At 71.2% G+C, this 6,000-nt stretch carries 4 protein-coding genes; 2 read left to right on the top strand and 2 right to left on the bottom strand.

The genetic code is table 11. From position 1 onward, the window contains the following. Positions 1 to 468 precede the first annotated feature (468 nt). Positions 469 to 918, top strand: a complete 450-nt coding sequence (locus ACWD6P_RS05385; protein ID WP_451442694.1) for a PTS sugar transporter subunit IIA — start codon at positions 469 to 471, stop codon at positions 916 to 918. Positions 919 to 994: 76 nt separating this feature from the next. Continuing rightward, the gene (gene ptsP, locus ACWD6P_RS05380; RefSeq protein ID WP_451442693.1) at positions 995 to 2,665 is read left to right on the top strand and encodes a phosphoenolpyruvate--protein phosphotransferase; all 1,671 of its coding nucleotides are present in this window, start codon (positions 995 to 997) and stop codon (positions 2,663 to 2,665) included. A gap of 78 nt (positions 2,666 to 2,743) precedes the next feature. Here ptsP and ACWD6P_RS05375 read toward each other — a convergent pair whose 3' ends face one another. Together ACWD6P_RS05375 and ACWD6P_RS05370 are read right to left on the bottom strand one after the other, a co-directional pair. Continuing rightward, on the bottom strand, positions 2,744 to 3,673 hold the full coding sequence (locus ACWD6P_RS05375) for a hypothetical protein (RefSeq protein ID WP_451442692.1): 930 nt from the start codon (positions 3,671 to 3,673) through the stop codon (positions 2,744 to 2,746). Positions 3,674 to 3,828: 155 nt separating this feature from the next. After that, positions 3,829 to 5,862, bottom strand: coding sequence for an acetoacetate--CoA ligase (locus ACWD6P_RS05370; protein WP_451442691.1), 2,034 nt, complete (start codon positions 5,860 to 5,862; stop codon positions 3,829 to 3,831). Positions 5,863 to 6,000 lie beyond the last annotated feature (138 nt).

Below are 6,000 nucleotides of genomic sequence, written 5' to 3'. Positions count from 1 at the left end.
CATCCTCCGGAATGTTCCGGTGGACGGGGTATCAACATATCTGGCGTTGACTTTTGGCACGCTGTTGAGTTCTCAAGGAACGGACGCTTCCTTTGGATTCCCTCTCGGGTTTCCTCCGGGCGCTTCCCTTCGGTGTTTCACACTCTATCAGGCCTTTCCGGCTTTCGAACCGCTGCTTTTCTGCAGGCATGCAGAAAAGCAGAATTCTTGAGTCGCGATCAAGACGCTCGGGAGTGCCGCCCACCTCAACCGGCCGCAGTTCATTGCGGCCTGGCTGTCTGGGGCAGGTCTCAGACAGTACAGCTCTGGTGTGGGCGAGGCAAATCGATTCAGCGGGACGCGCGGGGTGCAACACGGGGTCTGTCATGCGGAACCGTCAGTTCTTATGACTTACGCTTCTCAACGGTGCGCCGTCCAGGACAGGTAGTGACGGCGACCTGATGAATCTCCACCCCTGGGAGGCTTCCCATGACCACCGTGACGTCCCCGCTCGCTGGACGCGCCATCGGACTCGCGGCTGTGCCCGACCCGGTGTTCTCCGGAGCGATGGTGGGTCCCGGTACCGCCATCGATCCGGTTCGTGAGCCGTCTGCCGCCGTCTCGCCCGTGGACGGTGTTCTTGTCTCGCTGCACCCGCATGCGTTTGTCGTCGTCGACTCCGAGGGGCACGGCGTGCTCACTCACCTCGGTATTGACACCGTTCAGCTCAATGGCGAGGGCTTCGAGCTGCTCGTGAACAAGGGTGACACCGTTACCCGCGGCCAGGAGATCGTGCGCTGGAACCCGGCCGCGGTCGAAGAAGCCGGTAAGTCGCCGGTGTGCCCGGTCGTCGCGCTGGAGGCCACCGCGGACTCGCTCGGCGAGGTGCGCGAGGACGGCGACATCAAGGCGGGCGACCAGCTCTTCTCCTGGCAGTAGCCGGGCGCCGTCCCGAACGGCAGGTACGACATCCAACGCGGCGGTCCGGCCGTCGCATCAACCGGAGACGGGTGCAATGGAGACAACGCTGCGAGGCGTCGGTGTGAGCCACGGTGTGGCCATAGGCGAGGTGCGGCACATGGGCACGGCGGTTCTGGAGCCGCCGGCCAAGCAGATTCCGGCGGATGAGGCGGAGCGCGAACAGGGGCGTGCCCGTCAGGCCGTGGAAGCTGTCGCCGCCGACCTCATAGCGCGCGGAAATCTCGCGGGCGGCGAGGCGCAGGCCGTGCTGGAGGCCCAGGCGCTGATGGCGCAGGACCCCGAGCTGATGGCGGATGTCGAGCGGCGGATCGCCGTCGGCAGCACCGCCGAGCGCGGTGTGTACGACGCCTTCGCGGCGTACCGGGCGCTGCTTGCGGGCGCGGGCGAGTACCTCGCGGGGCGGGTTGCCGACCTCGATGATGTGCGCAACCGGATCGTCGCCCGGCTGCTGGGGGTGCCGATGCCGGGTGTGCCGGACAGTGATGAGCCGTATGTGCTGATCGCGCGGGATCTGGCGCCGGCCGACACCGCGCTGCTCGACCCGACGCTGGTGCTCGGGTTCGTCACCGAGGAGGGCGGGCCGACCAGCCACAGCGCGATTCTGGCGCGGGCGCTGGGTGTGCCGGCCGTCGTGGCGCTGCCGGGTGCGGGTGAGCTGGTCGAGGGCACCGTGATCGCGGTCGACGGCAGCACCGGTGAGATCTTCGTGGAGCCGAGCGCCGAGAAGCGGGCCGAGCTGGAGCGGGCCGCGGCGGAGCGGAAGGCCGCGCTGGCCGCGTCGTCCGGTCCGGGTGCCACCTCCGACGGGCACAAGGTGCCGCTGCTGGCGAATGTCGGCGGGCCCGCTGATGTGCCCGCTGCCGTGGAGGCCGGGGCCGAGGGTGTCGGGCTGTTCCGTACGGAGTTCCTGTTCCTGGACGACAGCAAGAAGGCGCCGTCCGAGGAGAAGCAGGTCGAGGCGTACCGGCAGGTGCTGGAGGCGTTTCCGGAGGGCCGCGTGGTCGTGCGCGTGCTGGACGCCGGTGCCGACAAGCCGCTGGACTTCCTGACGCCGGCGGACGAGCCGAACCCGGCGCTGGGCGTGCGGGGTCTGCGGACCCTGCTCGACCACCCCGATGTGCTGCGTACCCAGCTGACGGCGCTGGCGAAGGCGGCCGAGGGGCTGCCGGTCTACCTTGAGGTCATGGCCCCGATGGTGGCGGACCGGATCGACGCCAAGGCGTTCGCCGACGCGTGCCGGGAGGCCGGGCTGCGGGCGAAGTTCGGGGCGATGGTGGAGATTCCGTCCGCGGCGCTGCGGGCCCGCTCGATTCTGCAAGAAGTGGAGTTCCTTTCGCTGGGGACCAATGACCTGGCGCAGTACACCTTCGCCGCCGACCGTCAGGTGGGTGCGGTGTCGCGGCTGCAGGATCCCTGGCAGCCGGCGCTGCTGGACCTCGTGGCGGCTTCGGCCGAGGCCGCGAAGGCCGAGGGCAAGAGCTGCGGCGTCTGCGGTGAGGCGGCCTCCGATCCGCTGTTGGCGTGTGTGCTGACCGGTCTCGGTGTCACCAGCCTGTCGATGGGCGCGGCGTCGATTCCGTACGTGCGGGCGACGCTGTCGAAGCACACGCTGGCGCAGTGCGAGCGTGCGGCGGCCGCGGCGCGGGCCGCGGACACCGCCGAGGACGCGCGGGCCGCCGCGCAGGCGGTGCTCTCCGGCGAATGAGGCCGTAGGAGCCAGTGGTGACGGCCGTCCCGCCCTTGCGGCGGGGCGGCCGTTTTCTGTGTGCTGCGGTGCGTGCGGTCAGTGGTCGTGAGGGTCGGGTGGGGGTGTGAGGGGGAGGCCGGGGGCGTATTCGACGCCGGGCTCGGGTGGGATCGGGTCTCCGCTGTCGGCGTCGGTGCAGTAGGCGGTGAAGACCTCGGCCGTGCTGAGGGGGCGCAGCCAGGAGTCGTTCAGGGACCAGCCGCGGACCGTGTCGCGCGGTGGTGTGCCGGTGGCTCCCGTGGGGTTGGTGGGGTCGGCGGTCGTGCGGGTGACGATGCCGCCGGGGGTGCGCAGGGCGAGGCCGGTGGCGAGGACCGTGGAGAAGACGAGGGCCTCGGAGTCGGTGAGCCGGGGTGGGGCGTCGTCGCGGGTGGTGGCGTGCAGGACCGCGAGGAGGGGCGGCTCGGCTGCCGCGACGGAGCAGACGAGATGGTGGGTGCCGCTGCCGAGGGTCTCCAGGAGCTGCTGGAGGGCCTGGCCGGCGCGGGCGAAGGCGGCCGGGGCGAGGTCCGTGCCGCAGTCGTCGCACCTGCCGATATGGGCGAGGAGTCGGGCGGCGTGCTTCCAGGCCGCCTGGCGGTCGGCTTCTTGGACGAGTAACGGGAGCAGTTGGCTGAGTGGTTCGCCTTCGTATGTCACCGTCGCGCCGGTGCGGGCGGCTGCGGCCGTGTAGCGGCTGCGGCTTTCGGGGCGGTCGGGGTCCAGGGCCAGGTCCGCGCAGTACTTCTCGTAGGCGGCCGGGTCGAAGAGGCTGATGGTCGTGAGCACGCCCTGGGCGGCGAGGGTGCGCAGCAGGGTCTCCATCTGCTGGAGGTAGCTGGCGTGGTCGTCGAAGGGGAAGGTGCGGTAGCGGCGCATGGCACTGAAGTCCTGCTCGTCGGCCAGGACGGCGGCGGTGCTGGGGACTTCGCGGCGCAGTGTGCGGCGGGCGGCGGACCGGGCGGTGTGCCGGGATGTGGATGTCATGACTCCCCCTGGGTGAGGCGCACCGGCTCTGAGTGAGGTGCGCTGGTCGAGCATCACTTGTCACTGAGAGTAATCGGGGGGTCTGACAAGCGCGGCCGGCGGCGGACCGGAGGCCGTACGGCCCCTGCGTGGTCCGGCGCCGGCCGGCCGGTCGGCTACGTCGCGGGGCCTTGGGCCGCGCGGTCGCGGGCCACCTGCTCGTAGAAGCGCAGGAGTTCGAGGTTGTCGACGGATCCGGGGTTGACGGCCTTGTCGAGGGGGGTTCCCTGGAGGAGGCGTTTGACGGGGACCTCGATGCGCTTGCCGGTGAGGGTGTGCGGGACGCCGGGGGCTTCGATGATGTCGTCGGGGACGTGCCGCGGCGAGAGCTGTTCGCGGATGGTGCGCTTGATGCGGTCGCGGAGGTCGTCGTCGAGGGTGGCGCCGGGTGCGAGGTGGACGAAGAGCGGCATCCAGTAGCCGCCGTCGGGGAGTTCCAGGCCGATGACGAGGGATTCGCGGATCTCGGGGAGCCGCTCGACGGCCTCGTAGATGTCGGCGGAGCCCATCCGGACGCCCTGGCGGTTGAGGGTGGAGTCGGAGCGGCCGTGGATGATGACGCTGCCGCGGGGCGTGACGGTGATCCAGTCGCCGTGCCGCCAGACGCCGGGGTACATGTCGAAGTAGCTGTCGTGGTAGCGGGTGCCGTCGGGGTCGTTCCAGAAGCGGGTGGGCATGGACGGCATGGGGTTGGTGACGACGAGCTCGCCGACCTCGTCGATGACGGGCTTGCCCTGGGGGTCCCAGGCCTGCAGGTCGGTGCCGAGGCAGGGGGCCTGGAGTTCGCCGATGTGGACGGGGAGGGTGGGGACGGCGCCGGCGAAGCAGCTGCAGACGTCGGTGCCGCCGCTGACGGAGGCCGTCCACAGGTCGGCGCCGCTCTCCGCGAAGGAGTCGTGCAGCCAGCGGAAGCCGTCCGGCGGGAGCGGGGAGCCGGTGGTGGCCACGCAGGTGACGGCGGAGAGGTCGAGGTCGCGGGCGGGGTGGATGCCGGCCTTGCGGCAGGCCATGACGTAGGCGGCGGAGGTGCCGAAGACCGTGGCGCGGGTGGTCTCGGCGACCCGCCACTGGGCGGCGATGTCGGGGTGGCCGGGGCTGCCGTCGTAGAGCACGATCGTGGAGCCCACCAGGAGGCCGGCGACGAGGAAGTTCCACATCATCCAGCCGGTGGAGGTGTACCAGAAGAACCGGTCGTCGGGGCCGAGGTCGCAGTGCAGCCCGGTCTGCTTGAGGTGTTCGAGCAGGATGCCGCCCTGGGACTGGACGATGGCCTTGGGCAGTCCGGTGGTGCCGGAGGAGTACAGGACCCACAGCGGGTGGTCGAAGGGGACCTGTTCGAAGACCGGTTCGGTGCGCTGGGAGGTCAGGTCGGACCAGTTCAGGGCGCCTTCGGGGGCGGGCGTACCGAGCAGCGGGATGTGGACGACGGCGCGCAGGGTGGGCAGTTCGGCGCGGAGTTCGGTGACGGTGTCGCGGCGGTCGTGTTCCTTGCCGCCGTAGCGGTAGCCGTCGACGGTGAACAGGACGACCGGTTCGATCTGCTGGAAGCGGTCCAGGACGCTGCGGGCGCCGAAGTCCGGGGCGCAGGACGTCCAGACGCCGCCGACCGCGGCGGTGGCGAGGAGGGCGACGACGGCCTGCGGGACGTTGGGGACGTAGCCGCTGACGCGGTCGCCGGGGCGGACGCCGAGGCGGCGGAGCTCGGCGGCCAGCGATCCGACCTGGGCGCGCAGTTCCGACCAGGTGACGGGGGTGGGCCGGTGGGTCTCGTCGACGTACAGCAGCGCGGGGTCGTCGGCGCGGGCCGGGTCCTCGGCGGCGCGCAGGGCGTGCTCGGCGTAGTTCAGGGTGGCGCCGGGGAACCAGCGGGCGCCGGGCATCGCGGGGTCGGCGAGGACGGTCTCGTACGGGGTGGTGAAGCGGACGTCGTACCAGTCGGCGACGGCCTGCCAGAAGGCGGGGAGTGCGTCGACGGACCAGCGGTGCAGGGCGGCATAGCTCGCGGCGGGGTCCCCCGGGGTGGGGGCGGGTGCGCCGTGCCGCTCGGCGGCCCAGGTGTGGAAGCGGGTGACCTGTGCGCCGGCGATGCGGTCCGGGCCCGGTTGCCACAGGGGTTCCGGCCGGTGGTCGGACTGCGGTGCGGTGGTCATGATGCGGCTCCCGGTCGGTACGCGTCGTAGGCGTCGTGTGCGTCGTAGGCGTCGGGCGCGTCGCGCGCGCACGCGGCGGGGGTCCCCCGCCTGCGGGTGCGCGTGACACGGCTTGTCTGGACGATGCCATGTGATCGA

The sequence above is a fragment of the Streptomyces sp. NPDC002446 genome (assembly GCF_053595675.1).
This window is presented reverse-complemented; position numbering and strand designations above follow the sequence as displayed.